This is a genomic window from Stenotrophomonas sp. NPDC047960 (assembly GCF_043204395.1).
In the GTDB taxonomy this organism is placed as follows: domain Bacteria; phylum Pseudomonadota; class Gammaproteobacteria; order Xanthomonadales; family Xanthomonadaceae; genus Stenotrophomonas.
The window spans coordinates 109,962-130,771 of sequence record NZ_JBIDBX010000008.1; the positions used below are offsets into that span (position 1 = coordinate 109,962).

A 20,810-nucleotide genomic window follows, 5' to 3' on the forward strand; every position below is an offset into this window, starting at 1 on the left:
CTCCCTTTCCATAAACAAGTCCAGCCTTCAATCTCCGGTTTGACTGTGCGGGGCTGCCAAGGGTTTGGATTGCGGCGAATCCTTCTGGCGAAGGAAGATGGTCAGCACCACCAAGGCCAGTACGGCCAGGAACTCGCTTTGCCAGTTCTGGAAGGATTCAAACCAGAAGCTGCTGCTGAAGAGGTGCTCCAATGCAGTGGGCGCGGGAAGGCCCTTAGACACGCTCTCGTCAACCTCACTTCGCCAGCTGCCCGCCAGATGCAGGCAGAAGCTCACGACGAACAGCAGCGTGAACGCGATGGCCAGGGAATGCCCATACAGCATTTTCCAGATGCCACCCTTGCGGACAGGCCACGGGGTTGGGCCGTCTTCGACGCGCTCATGCTCCTCACTCTCAGACAGCGGGCGAGACTCGGCAGATCCCTTCTGCCTGAGCGATACGGTCAGAAGTACATACATCCCCATCTGCAGAAACTCGCTCTCCCAATTCTCAAACGTCGCGCTGACGAAGTGTCCACTGTGCAGATAACTCCAGAGATCCAGCAGCGGTCGATGTGCCTCACGCAGTTCTTCGTTGTGCGTGAGAAACCCGCTCCACACCTGCCCGAGCAAAGACCCAATCAGCAGCAGGAACAAGACTATCGAAAGGCCATTCTTTTTCCACATGTCCGCTCGCCCACTTCCTTCGTCGGCCCCTGAGTGCAAGGGGTGCCAGTGACGATAGGATCAGCCTCGTGCGGGCCGCGTGAGCGTGGCGTTGACCTCTTCAGGGAGGCCCCGCCCGGCCTGCTTCATCAACTTGGTGTAAACGCCATGCATGGACCGTGAGGTGGTCACTGGCTGCTTGAGCCATTCGATTTCGCGTTCACATCGGGCCTGGAAGGCCTACGTACCCTGCTTTCCGTGTCATAGGCTTGCGCCCCGCTGGCGTCTTCGATCTGAATTACGGTGCCCTTCTGCCAAGCGTCTGCGCCCGGGTCGATCGTGGGCGTCGCTATGTCGGCGCGGCGCTTTCGCTTGTCATCGCTGCTGACACCAAGCCGCGCGTCGCGAGCGGCCACCATCGCCGAGTCGGCCTGGCCATCGGCCGTGAAGCCCATCATCAACTGGGGCATGCCGCGCGGAAGGTCCTTGTCCAGGTCGGTGTGCCAGGTATGCCAGGTTTTCCCGTACGTACGGACAAGCTTTTCCATCAGCTCATGCTCGGCAACCTCAGGAATCCCGGGCGCCGTCAGCTGGCCCGATTTCACTTCCTGGACGTGGCTGTGCCACAGGGCCTTCTCCTGCTCAGGGAGCCCGGCAAACAACGTTTCACTGATGATGTATTCCACGCCCATCAGTTTGGCGTCTTTGACATTCCCATCGTAGATGGTGCATTGGATGACATCCTCATTGAGGATCGAGCAGTAGTGGTGCGCTTCCATCTGCACGTCCATCTTGCCGTTGTAGAAATGGAAGCCGTCCAGGTAGGCGTTGATGGCCTCGATGGGCGGCCGGTCCTGCAGCACCGCCGCGCCGGTCTCCAGCGCCTTGGTCTTCGCCGTTTCGTCGGCTCCGGGGGCTTGCACGCTGGACTCGGTGTTTCCGCCTCCACAGGCGGTCAGAGCGAGCGCGGCTGCGGCGGACAGGATGGATCGATGCATGGCGGTTCACTCCAGATAGGTTGCAGGGCAGGCAGGATCAATCGTCCTGCGCCCAGCGGGCCAGGTTCTGCTGGATCGTGTCGATGTCCGCCCAAGGATCTTTCCTGCGTCGCGCCAGTTTCGCCGGCACGTCCTTCATGGTGAAGGCATCGGCTCGGCTCAGCTTCGACAGCTCACTCCAGGCGATGGGCATCGCCACCGGGGCGCCCGGCCGACCCCGCAGGGAGTAGGACGCGACTGCGGTCGCCCCGCGGCCGTTACGCAGGTAGTCCACGAAGATGCGCTTGTTCCGCATGCTCTTGGTCGACGTGGCCAGGAACCGGGTGGGCTCTGACTGTGCCAACGCGTCGGCAAACCCCTTGGCGAACCGCTTGGTCAGGTCCCAATCGCAACCCGGGTTCAACGGCACCACCACATGCAACCCCTTCCCTCCCGACACCCGCAGGAACGACTCCAGTTCCAGCTGTTCGAGCAGCTTGCGGATATCCAAGGCCGCCTTCTTGACGTCGGAGAACGGCACGTCCGGGCCGGGATCCAGGTCAAAGACCACGCGGTCGGCCCTGTCCGGCGCTTCTGCGTGACTGCCCCATGGATGGAACTCCAGTGCATTGAACTGAACCAGCTCAAGCAGGCTGGCTGCATCCCGGACCACCAGATAGTGGGCGTTGATGCCGCTGTCTTCTTTCAACCGAACCGAATCCACCAGCTCCAGGCCTGCCGTATGGTGCTTCTGGAAGAAACACGGCTTGGCGGTGCCGCTCGGGCACCGGATGATCGACAAGGGGCGACCAATGACCTCGGGCAACAGGCGGTCCATCACGGCGGTGTAGTAATCCCACACGTCCTGCTTGGTGGCCTTGATGTCAGGAAAGATGACCTTGGTCGGACTGGACAGCGCGGGGGGCGTGCGGCCCTCTGCCACTGCCGGGGCACTGCCTGGCAGTAAGGCCGTCTTGAGCCGCCTGCCAGCGCTTGCAGGCTCCATGGCATCGACGGGCTTTTCGACCGGGGCCGCCCTGTCCGAGTCGGCCAGGTCGGCCACGTCCTTGTCCCGCCGGATCGCCTTGAGTGAGGATTGCCGGAGCAGTTGCTGCCCGCCAATGCCGCGATAGAAAACCTCCACCACGAATCTCGGTTCAAACCACGTGGCCGAGCGGAGGTCGGTGTCCTTGGTCGGAACATAGGCGGTAGGCGTCTTTCCTCCGGCTCGGCCTATCAGCTGGCCTATCTCTTTAAGCAGTATGTCGGAAAAGCCCGAACCTACCCTGCCGACATAGAGCCACCCGTGCTTCGGGTCAGGCTTGGCCAAGAGCAGCGACCCAAAGCCCGAGCGGCTACCCTTGGGAGCGGTATAACCCACCACTGCAAATTCATCGCTGGCCAGCTGCTTGGTCTTCTTCCAATCCTCGCTGCGGCCGCCGTGGTAGGCCCGGTCCGCACGCTTTGAGATGATGCCTTCAAAGTGGCGCTCGCCGGCAAGCTGGAAGGCCGATTCCCCATCGCCCTCGATGTGGGAGCTGTAAGCCAGGTGCCCGGGGTTCCCCTCCAACAGCTCCTGGAGGAGTTCCTTACGCTCCAGAAGGGGTGCATCGGCTACGTCTATTCCATCAATGTGCAGCAGATCGAACAAGGCATACGCCAACGTGCCCTGCCGTTCTCCGGACAAAGTGGCCTGGAGGAGGTTGAAGTCCTCTTTCGTGCCGTTGCCGGCGATGAGCTCCCCGTCCAGCGCCCCCGACTTCAGCCCAAGGGCTGCAACGGCATCTCTGATTTCGGGAATCTTTTCGGTCCATTCCAACCCATTGCGTGACCAGAGGCGCACTTGGCCGTCGGCAATGGTGGTCAGTATGCGGTAGCCATCCCACTTGATCTCATGCACCCAGTGCTCACCTTGGGGTGGGGACTCACCGAGCTTGGCCAGCTGCGGTTCGAAGGGCCCGTCTGGCGGCATGGCCTTCCTGGCCTTGGTCAGCCCGGCGGCCTTCTTCGCCCAATTCTTGCGACCGCCCATCTTTGGCAATGCGACGGCTGTGAGCTTTTTCTTTTGGGCCTTGCCGGCCCCTGCCCGCTTCAGATCTTCCGGAGGCGGTGCGGTGACGTCACCCAGCAGGTCATCCGCCTCCACATCGCTCGCGAAGGCATCGTCCTCTTTGAACAGGAGCCATTGCGGCTGCCTGGCTGGCTTGCCCGAGCGGACCAAGTGCCAACCGCCTTTGAGCTTGGTGCCGAACAACTCGAACCGTAGATGCCCCTTAGCCAGCTGGGCTTCCGGATCACCCGAGGTGGCCCACACACCGTGATCAAACTGGGCGACATGGCCGCCGCCGTATTGCCCCTTCGGAATCTCACCTTCGAAGCCTGCGTAATCCACGGGATGGTCCTCTACCTCCACCGCCATGCGCTTGACCTTCGGGTCATAGCTCGGTCCCTTGGGAACGGCCCAGCTCTTGAGCGCGTCACCCACCTGAAGCCGGAAGTCGTAATGCCGGCGGCTGGCGTGGTGAAGCTGCACCACGAAGATCGCCCGTTGCCCGGATGGCAGCGTCTTCCCTGGCTCTGGCTCTTTGGTCTTGTCGAAGCTCCGCTTGCGGCGGTACTCGGTGAGGGACATGCCCTACTCCGTGCTACTTGCCAAGGTGGTCACGCACGGCCGCTGCTGTTGGGCCAACGGCTTTGACCGCCGCTCGGAGCTCTTCGGCGCTGACGCCCAAGGCCTTGGTCCAATACCGGAGCTCGTAATCTTCGTTGACGTTGATGCGGTCCCGGTCCGGGCTACCGGAGTTCTTCTTGTCATCGGTCATGGTGAATTCTCGTGTCAGGAATGGGTTTCGTCCGCGGACTATCCGCCGCGGCGAGGGCACGCCGCGTCAGGACTGCGTCAATGACCCGTCAAATCTCGACACTGAGACGAACACACCACCTTGCAGTGCTGTGGCCTACCCTGCCAGTTGATCGACCTGCGGTCGGCATCAGATTGACCATGAACGTCAGACCCCATTCAAGTGCTGTTTCCTGGCGCCCCTCATCATGATGGAACATGTTGATCTGGCATATCCTGTATCTGGTCTGGTTAATCGCCGGAGCCTTGGATTTCTCGCTCCATCGAGCCAGCAGCATCGAATCCACTTCAGGCCTGCGGGAGTCCAGACTGCATCTGGTCCAGATCGCCATCCTCGGGTTGGCGGCAACGCTGTGGCTCAGCTTTCAAGCTTCGCCGGCTGTTTTCGCCTTGCTCCTTGCGCTGGTGACCCTGCACGCAGTGACAGGCTACTGGGATACGCGCGTTGCATATCCCAAGCGCGCCATCCAGCCTCTGGAGCAGCACGTCCACAGCATTCTGGATATCGCCCCGTGGATAGCGGCAGGGGCCATTTACTGGTCGATGCCCAGCGAGGCTTATGGCTCCCCATTCATGCTGCACCCCAGACCGCTGGCTCTGTGGCTGTTCGCCTTTCTGCCGACCCTGTTCCTGACCGGCGTGCCGGCTGTCCACGAGTTCTGGCGTTGCTGGACTTACAAGAACCGTCAGACCCATCGGAGGGCATAGCACGCTCCGATGGGACGGTTGATTTCAGGACTTACTTCTTGGCCTCGACACCTGGCGTGGCGTCGCGAACCATGAACTCTTCTGTGATTTCCGGGAGGTGAGCGGCCAGCCATTCCGCCATTGCCTCTTCCTGCACCAGAATCTCCTCGCAAACCCGCGCGGTTTCGGCGTCACCCGCTGTCTTTGCTGCAGCGATGAGGGCGGTGTAAGACGCGATTTCAAAATGTTCGAACACGTAACCGGCCATTGCCCCTTTGACAATCTCGTCAGATGCAGTCATCCCACCAACCGCCTGGCCGAATGCAGCCATCTTGCCCATGACGTCCTTGATGGTGGAGGGCGAACCGCCCAGCCGTTTGATGCAGCCTTCCAGCAGCTCGCGCTGGCCGATCGTTTCCTGAATGTGCTCTTCGATGCGGGCCTTCAGAACAGGATAGTGCTCGATGCGGGACGCTTGCCCCTTGAGCATGGTTTCCGCTTGCTGTTCCATCGCGTGTGCGTCACGCAGCCAGTCCATCAGGTTTTCTTTGATTTCGGCCATCGGTTTCTACTCTTTCGGTTGGAGGAAAGACACTCTAGCGATCGAGGCATTGCCGCTAAGCGATGCTCCAGTGAAGAATGGGCGAACAGGACCGCTCCACATCTGCAGCATGCCCCTGAGCCTGCACATCACATCTACACCGCTGGGCCGCGACGTTTACCATCCCGACCGCACACTGGCCGTTCTTCAACCCCCTGGAGGCTCAGCCCATGCCCGTGCCCAACTATCCAAAACCGCCCTTCAAAGCCCAGCAGCAGTCCTTTCCTGGGAAGACTGACAAGCTTGATCCTCGGCCGGACCATGGTGAGGACAGCTACGTTGGCCACGGCCTTCTCAGGGGAAAGAAAGCTCTGATCACCGGCGGCGACAGTGGCATCGGTGCCGCAGTGGCCATCGCCTACGCCCGCGAGGGGGCGGACGTAGCGATTGCGTTCCTTGAGGGGGAGGAGAAGGATGCCGCCCGCATTGGCGCCCTGATAGAAGCGGCGGGCCAGAAAGCCGTCCTGTGCCCCTGCGACATAAGCGACGACGCGCAGGCTGCGGCGCTCATCAAGCAGGTCACGGCCGAACTCGGCGGCTTGGACATCCTGGTGAACAACGCTGCGTACCAGCGCTATTACGAGTCATTCGACGACATCACCCTGGAGGACTGGCGCAGAACATTCGAGACGAACGTGCATGCCGTGTTCAATCTCACCCGCCTGTGCGTGCCACATCTGGAGGATGGAGGTTCGGTGATCAATACCGCGTCGGTCAACTCCAAGAAGCCCACGCCCAACATCCTTCCCTATTCGGCCACCAAGGGCGCGCTCGCCAACCTGACCATCGGTCTGGCCGGTCTTCTTGCCGAGAAAGGAATTCGTGTCAACGCGGTGTTACCCGGCCCGATCTGGACGCCTTTCATTCCAGCCGGGATGGCTGCGGAAGAAGTCGAGCACTTCGGCAGCCAGACGCCCTTTGGTCGTCCCGGCCAGCCGGCCGAGCTGGCCTCTGCGTACGTGATGCTCGCGGCCGACAGCGCCAGCTACACCTCCGGAGCGCTGCTCACCATCTCCGGCGGCGCCGTCACCCTCTGATCTCCTGGCCGACCAAATGACCCGTATTGATGAGGGGGTACTGAGCGCCACCAGCGGCATGCTGCTGCCGTGACCGCTGGGGCTGGAGATATCGACAAGGTGCGCGTGGAGCGAGACCCGGACGGGTATGCGCCCATCCACGCGTATGCCGCGCTCGGCGATGGGCGCTCAAGCGCGCTCATCGCGCCGGATGGCAGCATTGATTGGTGGTGCGCCCCCTGCATGGACGCTCCCCCATTGCTCGACCGTCTGCTGGATGCCCCTGCCGGCGGTCGCTTTGTCCTGCAGGCCCGGGACACTCAGCAGGTCCAGCGGCGCTACCGTGATAACAGTAACGTATTGGAGACTGTCGTCCGCACCGCGACCGGCCTGGCTCGCGTGACCGAGTCGCTAAACAGCGGCCCCGCCGGTCGGCTGCCTTGGTCGGAGCTCGCTCGCCGGGTGGAAGGCATCGAGGGGGAAGTTACCTTCGATCTGCTTTACCAGCCTGGCACCCGTGCCGGTACCTGCACGCCTTGGATGAGCGACACCCCCAATGGACGCGTGCATCATGCCGGCCCCGTAATGACAATGCTGCGCCATTCTGAGAGGGTGGAGATCGATAACTGCGACGACCGTGAAGTACGTGGCAGTCTCAGGCTTGCTGCGGGGCGCCGGGAAGTCATTGCACTGCTGGTCTCCCAGGACGAAGTACTCCCCGTCCCACCTTTGGCCGACATCGACACCCGTATTGACCGTTCTGACCGGGAATGGCGTGAGTGGGTGGACGATCTGCACTGCCATGCAAGCCGCCATGCAGAGGTGATCCGATCAGCACTGGCGTTGAAGTTCCTGTGGTTTGCTCCCACCGGCGCCATTGCTGCTGCGGTAAGCGCCTCGCTGCCCGAACGCATGGGCGGGGACAAGAACTGGGACTATCGCTATGCCTGGGTGCGCGACGCGGCCTACGTGATCAAGACCTTCCTTCGCGCGGGCGCCCTGCCCGACGCCAAGGCCGGCTTCAGCTGGCTGATGACCACCATTGGCCGACATCGACCGGGTCTCTCGCCCTGCTATACGCTGCGAGGCGATCGCGTCGAAGAGGAACGCTACATTGATGTGCCCGGGTATCGGAACAGCCAACCGGTGCGTATCGGCAACACCGCTACTGACCAGTTGCAGACCTGTGCCTATGGCGACGTACTGGAAATGGCAAGCCGGATGGTCGCCGCCGGCCACGTTCTGGACCCGGCCACTGCGCGCCTGCTGTTCGAGCTGGCCGACGAGTGCGCCGACAGTTGGATGCGGAAGGACCACGGCTTCTGGGAGCTGGAAGACCCGCAGCACTACACCATGTCGAAAGTGGAGTGCTGGATGGCGCTGCGACGCGCCTGCGAGCTGGCCGAGAAGGGACACATCACCACTGCCCGGCTTCCACGCTGGAAGCGCGAGAAGGAACGCGTCCTGGAGTGGATCGACGAGCATTGCTGGGACGAAGGCCGGCAAAGCTACGTAATGCACGCCGGCAATGACCGGCTGGACGCCAGCCTGATGTTGGCGTCGCGCTTCGGGCTTGCCGAGGTGCGCCGGGCGCGATTTGTCTCCACCCGCGAGGCGATCCGTCGCGAGCTGTCGGACCAGAGCGGTGACCTGCTTTGGCGCTACAGCGGCATGCAAGGGAGCGAGGGCACGTTCATCAGCTGCGCGTTCTGGATGGTGGAAGCCTACGGCCTGCTGGGCGAAGCGGACGAAGCTACGCGGTTGTTCGAATCGTTGTTGGCTCGGGTACAGAACGACGTGGGCCTGATGTCGGAGATGTGGGACCCGCAGGCTGAGCAGGGGCTGGGCAACACACCACAGGGCTTGAGTCACCTGGCGTTGGTGCATGCGGCCTACGCCCTCGATGGCGATTAGCGAGATCGTTCTGGGTCCACCCGCTCAGACCTGGCGGGGCGAAGACTTACTGAGCCCAGGCCAGTAGAAACACGGTTGTCGACACTTGGCCCGCCCGAACATTCTGGCCACCAGTCCCTGCCCCGGAACAGCCATGTCAAGTACCGCCAAGAAGCCCAACATCCTCGTCATCTGGGGTGACGACATCGGGATCACCAACCTCAGCTGCTACTCGCGGGGATTGATGGGATACCAGACCCCAAACATTGATCGGCTCGCACGCGAAGGCATGCTGTTCACCGACAGCTACGGCGAGCAGAGCTGCACGGCGGGGCGCTCCTCCTTCATCACCGGCCAGAGCGTGCTGAGGACGGGGCTTTCCAAGGTTGGCATGCCCGGGGCACCGGTGGGCATGACCGACAAGGCCGTCACCATTGCCGCCCTGCTGAAGGAGCAGGGCTACGCCACCGGCCAGTTCGGCAAGAACCACCTGGGCGACCTCAACCACATGCTGCCCACCAACCATGGGTTCGATGAGTTCTTCGGCAATCTTTACCACCTCAACGCCGAGGAAGACCCCGAGGACCATAACTACCCCACGGACAAACGCTTCCGCGACCGCTTCCTGCCGCGCGGGGTGATCCACAGCTGGGCGACCGCTGAGGATGACGCCACCGAGGAGCCACGGTGGGGCCGCGTGGGGCGCCAGAAGATCGAGGATACCGGGCCGCTGACCCGCAAGCGCATGGAAACCATCGATGACCATTTTGCCGAGGCGGCAAAGGATTTCATGCGGCGCGCGGATGAGAGCGACACGCCCTTCTTCGTATGGTTGAACACCACCCACATGCACTTCATCACCCACCCCAAGCCGGAGAGCAAAGACCAGGCAGGCCGCTGGCAGTCGGACTACCACGACACGATGGTTGACCACGACAAGCTGGTGGGTGAAGTGCTCGATTACCTCGATGAACTCGGTCTGGCCGAAGACACCCTGGTGATGTATTCAACCGACAATGGACCGCACCGCAACACCTGGCCCGACGGCGGCACCACACCGTTCCGCAGCGAGAAGAACACCAACTGGGAGGGCGCTTTTCGGATTCCGCTCTTGGTGCGATGGCCCGGCCAGGTCGAGCCCGGTTCGGTATCCAATGCCATCGTCCAGCACCATGACTGGCTGCCGACCTTCCTGGCGATGGCCGGGGCTCCTGACATCGTGGACAAGCTCAAGGCGGGCTATCAGGCAATCGGCCGCACCTATCGCAATCACATCGACGGCAGCAGTCTTCTGGAGCACATCACCGGCAAGGACCCTGACGGTCCGCGCAAGCTGTTCTTCTACATCAGCGATGACGGGGACATCCTGGCGCTGCGCTACGACAACTGGAAGTTCGTGTTCCTTGAACAGCGCTCAAAGGGCACGCTTGAAGTTTGGGCAGAGCCGTTCACGCGGCTGCGCGTGCCCAAGCTGTTCAACCTCCGCACGGACCCGTTCGAGTTCGCCGACATCACGTCCAACAGCTACTGGGACTGGTACATGCATACCGGCTACTTCTTCTTCCTCGCGCAGGACGCTGCGGCCGCGTTTGCGGAGACGTTCAAGGAATTCCCGCCGATCCAGAAGCCAAACACGTTCACCATTGACGATGCGATCACCAAGATGGCTGAGGCTACAGTGCCTGGCTGATGGCGCCGATCACGGAATCTCACTGATCCTTGGCATCTTTGCGCGGACGCCCTATCCTGCCGGCAGCCGATAAGGGTAACTGCGGCGCCGTACGCGAGTGCGGTGCCGACACGAACCCGCGACGCGCTCTGATTTCCGTTCAAGGATGATGCCGTGCCCCCTGCTGTTGCCTCACACCGCCTGCGCCGCAGGCGCATTGCCCTGTTCGCCGTGCTGGCTGCATCGGCTGCACTGTCCCTTCCCGCCGCCGCACAGTCGCTGCGCTGTGGCACCTACAAGAACGCGGATAGTGGCGCGGTACTGCGGGTGGAAAGCGCGGCGCAAGGGCAACGCCAACTGCCCGGCGAAGCCGCCGAGCCGTATCACCTCCAACGCGACGGCGACCAGTTGCTCACAGCCAACCTGGCTGATCGCAGCATGGCGACCCTGTCGATCAGCGTCGATGGCCGCCACCTCGAGGACGACACGGACCACTACACGCTCGACAGCGAGGCCGCCTGCCAGGCAGAGCCGACGTTCGCGCCGGACAGTTGCCGTGCCGATGTGGCCAGCTGCATGCGCCAAATGTCCTGGGCCGGCGTGGACAGCTACCGGCAATGGTGCCGAGAGGGCATCCCGGCCGCCTGCACGCGTCTGATCGAGAACTACAATTTCATGGCACGCAGCGAGTGGGCAATCGCAACGGTCATGGCCGACGACAGCATTCCGTCCAGCAGCCCGAACGTGTGCCAGCAAGACGATGCTGCGTTCGATGCCGAGGCCTGCCGCCAGGCTGACAATGCGGAGCGCATACAGGGGGTCGGCAGGGCATTCGAGCTGGCCAAGGAGATGCCCAGCGAACCCACCCTGCCCGATGAGCAGCTGGACGAAGTGGCCCTGTTGTGCCGCGAGCAGCCCAGCGCCGCCTTCTGCACTGCGGTGGCGTCTGCACTGCGCACCGCCGGGCGGTTGCCTGCGGCGCGTGAGGCGCTGCAGCTGGCCTGCGGCATGGGCAATGGCGCCGAGGCCTGCGTTCACGTGGCCGACACGCCAGGCGAGGCGTCCACATTGCCCTGATGGGCATTGCCTTACGCTCGTGGCCCCAACACGGACACGGAATCAACCGCATGACACCCACCGATCTGCGCGCCGGCTGTGGACTTTGCCGCAACGCAGATCCCTTGCCGTTCGAATTCAGTTACGCGTTCCAGCCTATCGTAGATGTGCGTGCCCGCAAGGTATTCGCCCACGAAGCGCTGGTACGCGGTCCGGCCGGCGAGCCCGCAGGTTCAGTATTGCCACGTATCACGCCGGAGAATCGATACTCGTTCGACCAGGCCTGCCGTGAGAAGGCCATCCGGATCGCGTCGCAGCTGCAGATGCAGTCCGCGCTTTCGATCAACTTCCTGCCAAATGCGATCTACCGGCCCGAGGTCTGCATACGCTCCACACTCCAGGCGGCGGCTCGGCATAAATTTCCGGTGGAGCGCATCATCTTCGAAACCGTGGAGGGGGAGCGGATCAGCGACGGAAAGTGGCTGGCTGAGATCCTTAACGAGTACAAGCGTATTGGATTCAAGACGGCCATCGATGATTTCGGCGCGGGTTTTGCCGGCCTGAACCTGCTCGCCGATTTCCAGCCCGACATCGTCAAGCTGGACATGGCCTTGGTTCGGGGAATCGACCAGAGCCCCTCGCGGCGGGCGATCGTGGCGGGCGTGGTGGCCATGTGCGGGCAGCTGGGTATCGATGTCATTGCCGAAGGGATAGAAACCAGCGATGAGGCGCACTGCCTTTCCGATCTTGGGATCAGCCTGATGCAGGGCTTCTGGTTTGGCCATCCCCAGTTCGAGCGCATCGTGCAGGATGCAGATATCTTCCGGGCCGTAGAGCTTACATGCCGCGAGACTGATTCAGGTGCCGGTGCTGCTACAACTGGTCCTGCCCATGGAGCGCCGTGATCCCCTGCCCGCTTCGGCTGAGGCTTCACCTCCACCACACACGGCCACCATCAGCCGCCCACGCGGGCGGGCCCTGTTCCGCTGTTCTGGCCTCTCGATGGCGGAGTCAGCATTCCGACCGGCGTCCTTCCGAGTGCTGGATCGCTGGCGTTCGACAACTACTATCTCTGGCGGAACCTGTTGATCGAGATCGGCGTGCTGGGCCCGGCATTCGCGCTCCTGGTCGCTGTGTTCGGCCGCCGCGGGTTCCGTCAGCTTGCGGGATGGACGCTGTTTTTCCTCCCGGCCTGGGCCGCATTTCTGACCTGGTCGATTGCGCTGGGGAGATAGGCAGACAGCGGCACGCGTCAGCCGTTGGGTACACCCGACAGCCGCGCCAGCACGTCTGCCCGGCACACATCCAGGATCTCGTCCGCCAGCGGTGAGTCGTCCGGGCAGGCCCTGGACAACACCAGCGCACCGACCGCTTGGGCCATCAAGGCGATACGCCGCGCACGCAACTGCCCGGGTGTGAGGCTGTCTCCTTGGCCTTCTGGATATCGAGATACGGCCAGCTGCGCCTCGATACCGGCTGCAAAAGCTGCCTTGACCTGATCCGATTGCCGCGCCGCGTCCGTAGCGAGAGCTGACATGGTGCAGCCCTGGCCTGGCGTGTCACGGTGCTGGCGGGACAGGTAGTAGCTCATGAAGCTCGCCGCATCCATGTCGGCGGCGGCAAGGGCCGATTTCGCAAAGCCGCAGCTCGCCGCCTCAGCCATCAGGTCGCCCTTGGACCCGAAGTGCTTGTAGAAGCCGCCATGGGTAAAGCCCGCGGCCGCCATCAGGTCTGCCACGCCTATACCGTCGTAGCCCCGTTCCCTGAACAGGGTGGATGCGGTGTCGACGATGTGCGCCCGGTTGGCCTGGGCCTGCGCCTTGGTGACCTTCATACGGGTTGTCTCTTGATGCTCTGCCTTGCTGGATCCGGAGTTTATCACGGATAGATTATTGTCATCATCAATCCATTGACATCTAAGATTACGGTCATCATCATTAAACCCTGCAGCCGGCGACACTGCTGGCCCGCCTTTGTCACCCCACAACGATCACGACCCTGCCCCCCCCCATGACGACTTCGCCGCTCTTCCAGCCTTATCCCCTTGGCCCGCTTACCTTGTCCAACCGTATCGTGATGGCGCCACTGACGCGCAACCGCGCCGGTGCCGGTCTGGTGCCCAGCCCGCTGGCCGCCACCTACTACGCACAGCGCGCCTCTGCCGGCCTGATCATCACCGAGGCGACCCAGATCTCGGCGCAGGCCCAGGGCTACCAGGACACCCCAGGGCTTTACACGCAGGATCAGATTGATGGCTGGCGCACGGTCACCGAAGCCGTGCACGCACGCGCCGGACGCATCTTCGTGCAGCTGTGGCACGTGGGCCGCATCTCGCATGTGGACCTGCAGCCGGGCAACGCCGCGCCCGTGTCCGCATCGGCGATCCGCGCGCAGACCAAGACCTTCGTCCACAACGGCTTCGTTGATGTGTCCGATCCGCGCGCCTTGGAGATCGACGAGCTACCCGCCATCGTCCACGATTTCCGCCAGGCTGCCGCCAATGCGATTGCCGCCGGGTTCGACGGTGTCGAAATCCACGGTGCAAACGGCTACCTGCTCGAACAGTTCATCAAGGACGGCGCCAACCAGCGCGCCGACGCCTACGGCGGTTCGATCGAAAACCGTGCGCGCCTGCTGCTGGAGGTGGCTGCATCGGTGGCTGCTGAGATCGGCGCCGATCGCACCGGCGTGCGCATCTCGCCGGTCTCTCCGGCCAACGCCATCGCAACCCTCAGCGACCCGCAGCCGCAGTACGATTACATCGTCGATCAGCTCAGCGCGCTGGGCATCGTCTACCTGCATGTGATCGAAGGCGCGACGGGCGGCCCGCGCGACGTCGCCCCGTTCGATTTCGACGGCCTGCGCCGCCGTTTCAGCGGCACCTACCTGGCCAACAACGGCTATGACCTGGAACTGGCCGACGCGCATCTCGCCGCTGGCAAGGCCGACCTGTTCGCGTTTGGCCGTGCCTTCATCAGCAATCCGGATCTGGTCGAACGCTTGAAGACCGGCGCGCCCTTGAACGCCTTGAACGCGGCCACGCTGTATGGCGGTGGCGCGGAAGGCTACACCGACTACCCCGCCCTGACCGAAACGCTTCCGCAGTAACCCTGCGGCCAGCGCCGCGCTGCGTCCCCGTTCGCCCATCACATTTCAAGAGACACATCATGAGCCTGCCTACTGTCCTCATCACCGGCGCCTCCAGCGGCATCGGCACCGTTTATGCCGAACGTTTTGCTCGCCGCGGCCACGATCTGGTACTGGTCGCGCGCGACAAGGGGCGGCTGGACGCACTGGCCGAGCGCCTGCGCCACGACACCGGCGTTGCCATCGACGTGCTTCCGGCCGATCTCACCCAGCGCAGCGACCTGGCTAATGTTGAAACCCGCCTGCGCGACGATGCCCGCATCGGCATCCTGATCAACAATGCAGGCGTCGCTCAATCCGGCGGCTTCACCGAGCAGTCGGCCGACCGCATCGAACAGCTGATCACACTGAACACCTTGGCCCTGACCCGCCTCGCCGCGGCCGTCGCACCGCGCCTGGCCAACGCCGGCGAAGGCGCGATCATCAATATTGGTTCGGTGGTTGGGCTGGCGCCGGAGTTCGGCATGTCCGTGTACGGTGCGTCCAAAGCCTTCGTGCTGTTCCTGTCGCAGGGACTGAGCCTGGAGCTGGCGCCGAAGGGCGTCTACGTGCAGGCCGTGTTGCCTGCCGCCACGCGCACCGAGATCTGGGAGCGTGCCGGCATCGACATCAACACGTTGCCGGAAGTGATGGATGTCGGCGAGCTGGTCGATGCCGCCCTGGTCGGCTTCGATCGCCGCGAAAACGTCACCATTCCGCCGTTGCATGCTGCCGAACGCTGGGACACGCTGGATGCCTCCCGCCAGGGCCTGCTCTCGGACATCCGGCAGGCGCAGGCGGCGGAACGCTATCGCCCCGCCGAGTGAAGCCCTGACCGAACGACGCCACCCTCCCTGCCCCGCAGCCCGACGCCACCCCTCATCCAGAAGCACACCGCGCATGAAAGCCTTCCTCATCGACCGCTATGGCAAGAAGGAGACCGGCCGCATCGGCGACGCCCCAGAGCCCTCGCTGCGGGATGATGATGTCCTCATCCGCGTGCATGCGGCCAGCGTCAATGCGCTGGACACCAAGATCCGCACCGGGGAGTTCAAGCTGATCCTGCCCTATCGCCTGCCGCTGATCCTTGGCAACGATATGGCCGGCACGGTGGTCAGTGTGGGTGCAGGGGTGCACCACTTCAAACCAGGCGATGAAGTGTATGCGCGTCCCGATGATGATCGCATCGGGACGTTTGCCGAGTTCATCGCGGTCAACGCCGCCTCGGTTGCGCTCAAGCCCAGCAATCTCACCATGGTGGAGGCGGCCTCACTGCCGCTGGTCGCGCTGACCGCATGGCAGGCGTTGGTCGAAACCGCCCAGATCAAGCCCGGTCAGAAGGTATTCGTCCAGGCCGGCTCCGGCGGCGTCGGTACCGTGGCGATCCAGCTGGCCAAACATCTGGGCGCCTTCGTTGCCACCACCACCAGTACGGCCAACGTCGAGTGGGTGAAGGCATTGGGCGCCGATGTCGTCATCGATTACAAACAGCAGGATTTCGCCACTGAACTGCGCGACTACGATGTGGTGCTCAACAGCCTGGGCAAGGATGAACTGACCCGCTCGCTGCAGATCCTCAAGCCGGGCGGACATCTCATCTCCATCTCCGGACCGCCCACTCCCGCGTTTGCCGTGGCGCGCGGGCTTGCCTGGCCGCTGAAGCAGATACTGCGCCTGCTCAGCCGTGGCATCCGCAGCAAAGCCAGGCAGCGGGGCGTGGCGTACACGTTCCTGTTCATGCGCGCCGACGGGCGTCAGCTGAGCGAGATCACCTCGCTGGTGGAGTCCGGCGCCATCCGCCCGGTCATCGACCGGGTCTTCCCTTTCCAGGATACCCGGGGTGCGCTGGCACATGTGGAGAGCGGGCGGACCAAGGGCAAGGTGGTGGTGGAGATGGCGTAGCATCCAGTGTTACGGGGCGGCAAGGACCTGATCCGGAACTCATCAATGCGCATTGATCCACACTTGCGCCAAGCCGAGGAAGTCGGGATAGCTCAGTCCTTCGTACTCCAAGCCTCGGGACGAGCAGATGGACGGTAGCTCTGCCGCGAACTTTTCGTAAGCACCGAACACTCTTTGGTCACCCGGGATGTCGTTTCGTCTTGATTCCTGGGCCAGCCACGTGCGGATGATGCGAGAGATGCGACGAGGCGCGCCGTTGTGGGCCGACAGATCCTGCCCGGCTATATCGGACAGGCACTTCCGTGAAGCGTATCGCGTATGTTCCATGATCAACGCCGAGCGACCTGCAAACCGCTTTCCGCCGAAGCGCTTCGAGCCCATGACCATTCCCAATTCAAATGGCATGTTGAAGCGCGGCAGATCGTTGAAGGAATCAAGCTGGACAGCGGATAGGTCATGAATACTGTACTGCGACTCTTTGATCAGGCGCGTGATCTTGTCCATTCGAACTTCAGAGCCATCCCCAGCCTCCAGCGCCGATCGTGGCAAGAACCCACACAGAAGAACAGTGAAGATCGCGCATTGGAACAGGGGCCGGAAGTCATCTGTGAACGGACAGTTGATGAAGACGTGGTTCGCGCAGTTCGCGTCAATCCCTGACGTAATCATAGTTCAGGCTATTTCTTTTTCATTACTGAGAAGACAGCACTGATGCGCTGGGCTTTGGTCAGACTGCATCCATAGACGCGGAATTTTCTTAGCGGGAACGTGCTGGTGTGTCCTCTCACTGGCCCGGCCAGTGCAAGAGAGGATTTCGGCGCCGAGCTCTTTCGCCTGGACGCCGGCGCTTCCGAGCCGGCTTTGGCACTTGCCGTGCCGGGTGCCGCAGCCGCTCCGCGCGCAGCCTTCTTTGCCTTGTGGGTTGGTGCGCGCTCGGCTGGTGTTTTAGGGGTCGGACCGCTTGATGTCTTTGTCATTGTTCGCCCTGCTTCGGCGTGTGAGCCGAGGTTCTTCTTGACGAAGAGTGTACGTTCGCATCGAGTTCTGCGGATCGCGAGATCGCTGTTCTGTGCGGCCAGTCTCAGCTGTGAACGATGCTGGACGTGCTCATTGCTTATCAAGCATCACCGGAGTGCGCACAGCTTTGCGATACGCCACCGAAGGCATGTCGGTTACGCCAGCTTGATCAACCGAGAGGATGATGACGCCCGGCCTTGTTTCAACATACAACCGGGTGCCAGGTTCGATGCCGACAGCGTGAATCCACAGCCCGCGCAGCTTGAGGCAAGGAATGGGCGGGCAGCCGGGAAAGGTCACCAGGCCGTCGTGGTGGAGCGCGTTGGTCATGACGCTTTTGGGCTTACGCCACCAGAGCTTTTGACTGGCGATTGCGCTGGAAGATGCGTCGGTGGAATGGCTGGACATGGTGGAACCTCCGTTAGGGAGCGTCCCTCGCCGGGATGGCGAGGGAGTCGGGAGGTTAAGAACCGCACAGTCCGGCGCGACGTATTCCCGCGAAGGTGTTGTATTTCGTCACCCTCCCGACATGTTACGTCCAAGTTGCTTCGTACTGTGGGAGTTCTTACGCTCCGAGGTTCAACCATGTCGCGAACGTGAGCATAGCGGAAGTTGTTTTGATCTTTTGATCGGCCGCGTTTGATCGGCGCCATCTATATGTGTCGTGGAATGGGCGGTTTGCGTGCAATTTCGTGCGGTGCGGCGTGTCTTCGTCGGCACCAGATCACGTCTGCGGCGTTCAACGCGTCACAGGCGTGCAAAGCGGGAATACCGAACGCATGACGCATCCGACGCACGGTGCGCGATCAAGCGCGGGTCAGCGCAATCCAACGGTAGCCCACGTACACCCCGCCCGCGACTACCGGCGCCAGACTCATCCAAAGCGGCAGCTTGAGCACGAAGAGCATGATCATGCCGGCAGCGAGGGCCAGGATCGAAAGGCCGATCACCCAGGCATTGAACACAGCTGTATCCGCCGCATCCTCACCCCACGAATTCGCCGGCCGGCCGTTCGCGGCACGCTGCCGACGCAGTACCCAGATGTCGGTCACGAAATCGACAATGCCTTCCAACAGGTCACCGAGGAAGCCAGACATGGTCAATCCTTGGACGGCAGGCTGAATGCGCCGATCGTCAAGGCTACCCACTGGCCCGTCAAGTGCCCCACCGGGGCAGGCGTACACCCACCTGCCCCGTGCCTCCCACGCCGTTGTTTCAGGGGCTGTCGCGGCGAATGCCCAGCGCCACGGCTTCGGTATAGGAGATTTTCAGCAGGTCACCCCGCTTTACGTTGGGCAGCTTGGCCCGCAGGTCTTCGCGCTCCACCGCGATGATCTGGGTGTTGCCACGCGGCCCTCGCAGCGCAATGGTGTTGGCCACCGGGTCCACGGCCGCCACTTCGGTGACGATCTCGATGGTGTTCGAACGCGCCCCACCCGGCGTGGCGCCGCGGATCGGCACGGTACCCGCCTGCGATTTGGTCACGCCGACCGGCGCACTGCCTGCCGGCTGCAGGTCCAGGGCGACGGCGGCCTGGTAGTCCAGGGTGACCTTGTCGCCCACCTTCAGCTGGTTGAAGTTGCGCACGTCGGCGCCAGCAATGAAGTCCAGGCTGCCTCCGTCGGCACCGGTGACCGTCACCGCGCGGGTGCGGGTGTCGATGGCGGTGATCTGGCCCTGCAACGTCACCGCAGCAGAAGCCGCTGTCATGGGGCCCGGCAACGACCGGGGCGCAGGCGCTGAAGGCTCAGCGGGCTGAGGTGTGCTTTAGCACCCGCTGGTGGCGAGCGCTGCAACGATGAGCGTGAGGGAAGACGAAAGTGCCAGGAAGCGCATGTGACTCTCCAGAACAGGACGGGCGGCGGATGCAGTGCTATTGCATCAGCTGCCCTACCCCTGCGCGCCCGTACAACTACTGTGCCCTACCCAGAAAACATACCGTTTCCGGGCTTTGGCTCAGCTCCTGCGCATCAGGATCATCTTTTCCTGCGACATGTCCCGCATGGTGTACGGAATGCCGCCGGTGCCGTAGCCCGATTCCCGGCGGCCGGCGAACGGCATCCAGTCGGTACGGAACGCGGTGGGGTCGTTGATCATCACGGCCGAGGCATCCAGGCGGTTGGCGGCGCGCATGGCCACGTCGATGTCCTGGGCGAAGATGCTGGCCTGGAATGCGGTGGGCAGCGAGTTGGCCTTGGCAATGGCCTCGTCCAGCTCGCTGTAGCGATACACCGCCACCACCGGCCCGAAGATCTCCTGCGTGGTCACCCGTGCATCAGCGGCTGGATTGAGCAGCACGGTGGGCTGCAACGTGGTTTCGGAAAGGCGCTTGCCGCCGGTAGCGAGCTTGGCCCCGCCCTTCACTGCCTCGTCGATCCATTCGGCCACCCGGTCGGCTTCGCGCGGCTGGATCAGCGGGCCTACTTCGGTGTCCTTCAGGGTGGGATCGCCGGTGCGCAGCTTCTCCACGCGTGCGATGAGCGCTTCGGTGAAGTCTTCGGCAATGTCGTTGTGCACGAAGATGCGCTGGGTGGACACGCACACCTGGCCAGCGTGGTAGTACCCGCCCTTGACGATGGGTTCGATGATCCTGGCCAGGTCCGCACTGCGGTCCACGATGGCCGGTGCCACGCCGCCGTGTTCCAGCGCGGAACGCGCGCCATGGGCGAGCTTGGCATGCAGCGACCAGCCCACACGCGCCGACCCGATGAAGCTGAGGAAGGCCACGCGCTTGTCGGTGGCCAGCGCTTCGGCCAACTCATTGCCTTCCGGAATGAAGCTCTGGCACCACGGCTCCGGCAGGCCCGCCTCGTGGACCATTGCCACGAACTCCAGGCACGACAGCGGCGTGGTGGAGGCCGGCTTGATGATGACCGGGCACCCCACCGCGATGGCGGGGGCAACCTGATGGACGATGAGGTTCAACGGGTGGTTGAACGCCGAGATGGCGGCCACGATGCCGAGCGGCTCCTTGGTCGTGAACGCCCAGCGGTTCTCTGCCGCGGCCGACAGGCCCATCGGGATCTCGCGGCCGGCGAAATTGCGCAGCTCGTCGGCGGCGTTGTGCACGCCGTCAATGGCGCGGTTGGTTTCGACAATGGCATCGGGCAGCGGCTTGCCGCCCTCGCGCGCGATCTGCAGGGCCAGGTGGTCGCGCTTGGCTTCCATCAGGGCGGCCAGCCTGCGCAGGATGGCAATGCGCTGGTGCGGCTTGAGCCAGCCGTCGCGGTCCTTGAACACGCGTTCGGCATTGCCGAGCTTGCGCTCCAGCGCGTCGGCGTCATCGAACGGAACGTCCTGGATCGGGGCGCGGTCGAAGGCTTGTACTACGGTCAACATGTGGGGTTCCTTGTATTAAGAG

General features: G+C 63.0%; 20 protein-coding genes and 1 pseudogene. 10 read left to right on the forward strand and 11 right to left on the reverse strand.

Annotated features, from left to right (window positions below; all coding sequences use genetic code 11):
- Positions 1-27: 27 nt before the first annotated feature.
- From ACGFZ3_RS17035 to ACGFZ3_RS17050, 4 genes are all read right to left on the reverse strand, one after another.
- Entirely contained in the window at positions 28-666 is a 639-nt protein-coding gene (locus ACGFZ3_RS17035; RefSeq protein WP_392923813.1) for a DUF6766 family protein, read from the reverse strand.
- Between the two features lie 167 nt (positions 667-833).
- Positions 834-1,643 (reverse strand): OBAP family protein, encoded by an 810-nt coding sequence (locus ACGFZ3_RS17040; RefSeq protein ID WP_392923815.1) that lies wholly within the window; start codon positions 1,641-1,643, stop codon positions 834-836.
- Positions 1,644-1,680: 37 nt separating this feature from the next.
- Positions 1,681-4,254 (reverse strand): DNA ligase D, encoded by a 2,574-nt coding sequence (gene ligD, locus ACGFZ3_RS17045; protein ID WP_392923818.1) that lies wholly within the window; start codon positions 4,252-4,254, stop codon positions 1,681-1,683.
- Between the two features lie 13 nt (positions 4,255-4,267).
- Positions 4,268-4,444, reverse strand: a complete 177-nt coding sequence (locus ACGFZ3_RS17050) for a DUF3606 domain-containing protein (protein WP_392923821.1) — start codon at positions 4,442-4,444, stop codon at positions 4,268-4,270.
- 236 nt (positions 4,445-4,680) lie between these two features.
- Between ACGFZ3_RS17050 and ACGFZ3_RS17055 the strand changes: the two genes are divergently transcribed.
- Positions 4,681-5,190 carry a hypothetical protein gene (locus ACGFZ3_RS17055; RefSeq protein WP_392923823.1) on the forward strand — a complete coding sequence of 170 codons (510 nt, stop codon included), beginning with the start codon at positions 4,681-4,683 and terminating at the stop codon, positions 5,188-5,190.
- A gap of 31 nt (positions 5,191-5,221) precedes the next feature.
- Here the strand turns inward: ACGFZ3_RS17055 and ACGFZ3_RS17060 are convergent, their stop codons facing one another.
- On the reverse strand, positions 5,222-5,731 hold the full coding sequence (locus tag ACGFZ3_RS17060) for a ferritin-like domain-containing protein (RefSeq protein WP_392923826.1): 510 nt from the start codon (positions 5,729-5,731) through the stop codon (positions 5,222-5,224).
- A 209-nt stretch (positions 5,732-5,940) separates the two neighbouring features.
- On the opposite strand from ACGFZ3_RS17060, the gene ACGFZ3_RS17065 reads away from it, so the two are divergent.
- The 6 genes and pseudogenes from ACGFZ3_RS17065 to ACGFZ3_RS17090 all read left to right on the forward strand — a co-directional run bounded on the left by ACGFZ3_RS17065 (position 5,941) and on the right by ACGFZ3_RS17090 (position 12,639).
- Positions 5,941-6,807, forward strand: a complete 867-nt coding sequence (locus ACGFZ3_RS17065) for an SDR family oxidoreductase (RefSeq protein WP_392923829.1) — start codon at positions 5,941-5,943, stop codon at positions 6,805-6,807.
- Between the two features lie 69 nt (positions 6,808-6,876).
- Entirely contained in the window at positions 6,877-8,700 is a 1,824-nt protein-coding gene (locus ACGFZ3_RS17070) for a glycoside hydrolase family 15 protein (protein ID WP_392923831.1), read from the forward strand.
- 133 nt (positions 8,701-8,833) lie between these two features.
- Complete coding sequence (locus tag ACGFZ3_RS17075; RefSeq protein WP_392923834.1) at positions 8,834-10,369, forward strand: arylsulfatase; 1,536 nt, start codon at positions 8,834-8,836, stop codon at positions 10,367-10,369.
- A gap of 153 nt (positions 10,370-10,522) precedes the next feature.
- Complete coding sequence (locus ACGFZ3_RS17080; RefSeq protein WP_392923837.1) at positions 10,523-11,425, forward strand: hypothetical protein; 903 nt, start codon at positions 10,523-10,525, stop codon at positions 11,423-11,425.
- Positions 11,426-11,475: 50 nt separating this feature from the next.
- A pseudogene (locus tag ACGFZ3_RS17085) lies at positions 11,476-12,195 on the forward strand (EAL domain-containing protein); the annotation flags it as partial.
- Between the two features lie 294 nt (positions 12,196-12,489).
- Positions 12,490-12,639: a hypothetical protein gene (locus tag ACGFZ3_RS17090; RefSeq protein ID WP_392923839.1), complete on the forward strand. Its 150-nt coding sequence runs from the start codon at positions 12,490-12,492 to the stop codon at positions 12,637-12,639.
- Positions 12,640-12,656: 17 nt separating this feature from the next.
- Here ACGFZ3_RS17090 and ACGFZ3_RS17095 read toward each other — a convergent pair whose 3' ends face one another.
- A complete protein-coding gene (locus ACGFZ3_RS17095; protein ID WP_392923841.1) occupies positions 12,657-13,238 on the reverse strand; it encodes a TetR/AcrR family transcriptional regulator in 582 nt (193 codons plus the stop codon).
- A 176-nt stretch (positions 13,239-13,414) separates the two neighbouring features.
- Here ACGFZ3_RS17095 and ACGFZ3_RS17100 point away from each other — a divergent pair, with 176 nt between their 5' ends.
- The 3 genes from ACGFZ3_RS17100 to ACGFZ3_RS17110 all read left to right on the forward strand — a co-directional run bounded on the left by ACGFZ3_RS17100 (position 13,415) and on the right by ACGFZ3_RS17110 (position 16,432).
- Positions 13,415-14,512, forward strand: coding sequence for an alkene reductase (locus ACGFZ3_RS17100; protein ID WP_392923844.1), 1,098 nt, complete (start codon positions 13,415-13,417; stop codon positions 14,510-14,512).
- 56 nt (positions 14,513-14,568) lie between these two features.
- A complete protein-coding gene (locus tag ACGFZ3_RS17105) occupies positions 14,569-15,357 on the forward strand; it encodes an SDR family NAD(P)-dependent oxidoreductase (RefSeq protein WP_392924255.1) in 789 nt (262 codons plus the stop codon).
- A 73-nt stretch (positions 15,358-15,430) separates the two neighbouring features.
- On the forward strand, positions 15,431-16,432 hold the full coding sequence (locus ACGFZ3_RS17110; RefSeq protein ID WP_392923847.1) for an NADP-dependent oxidoreductase: 1,002 nt from the start codon (positions 15,431-15,433) through the stop codon (positions 16,430-16,432).
- A gap of 42 nt (positions 16,433-16,474) precedes the next feature.
- Here ACGFZ3_RS17110 and ACGFZ3_RS17115 read toward each other — a convergent pair whose 3' ends face one another.
- From ACGFZ3_RS17115 to ACGFZ3_RS17135, 5 genes are all read right to left on the reverse strand, one after another.
- A complete protein-coding gene (locus ACGFZ3_RS17115; RefSeq protein WP_392923850.1) occupies positions 16,475-16,936 on the reverse strand; it encodes a hypothetical protein in 462 nt (153 codons plus the stop codon).
- 603 nt (positions 16,937-17,539) lie between these two features.
- The gene (locus ACGFZ3_RS17120) at positions 17,540-17,857 is read right to left on the reverse strand and encodes a hypothetical protein (protein WP_392923853.1); all 318 of its coding nucleotides are present in this window, start codon (positions 17,855-17,857) and stop codon (positions 17,540-17,542) included.
- Positions 17,858-18,255: 398 nt separating this feature from the next.
- Positions 18,256-18,546 (reverse strand): hypothetical protein, encoded by a 291-nt coding sequence (locus tag ACGFZ3_RS17125; protein ID WP_392923856.1) that lies wholly within the window; start codon positions 18,544-18,546, stop codon positions 18,256-18,258.
- A 118-nt stretch (positions 18,547-18,664) separates the two neighbouring features.
- Positions 18,665-19,159 (reverse strand): hypothetical protein, encoded by a 495-nt coding sequence (locus tag ACGFZ3_RS17130; RefSeq protein WP_392923859.1) that lies wholly within the window; start codon positions 19,157-19,159, stop codon positions 18,665-18,667.
- A 246-nt stretch (positions 19,160-19,405) separates the two neighbouring features.
- Positions 19,406-20,788: an aldehyde dehydrogenase family protein gene (locus ACGFZ3_RS17135; RefSeq protein WP_392923862.1), complete on the reverse strand. Its 1,383-nt coding sequence runs from the start codon at positions 20,786-20,788 to the stop codon at positions 19,406-19,408.
- Positions 20,789-20,810: the final 22 nt, after the last annotated feature.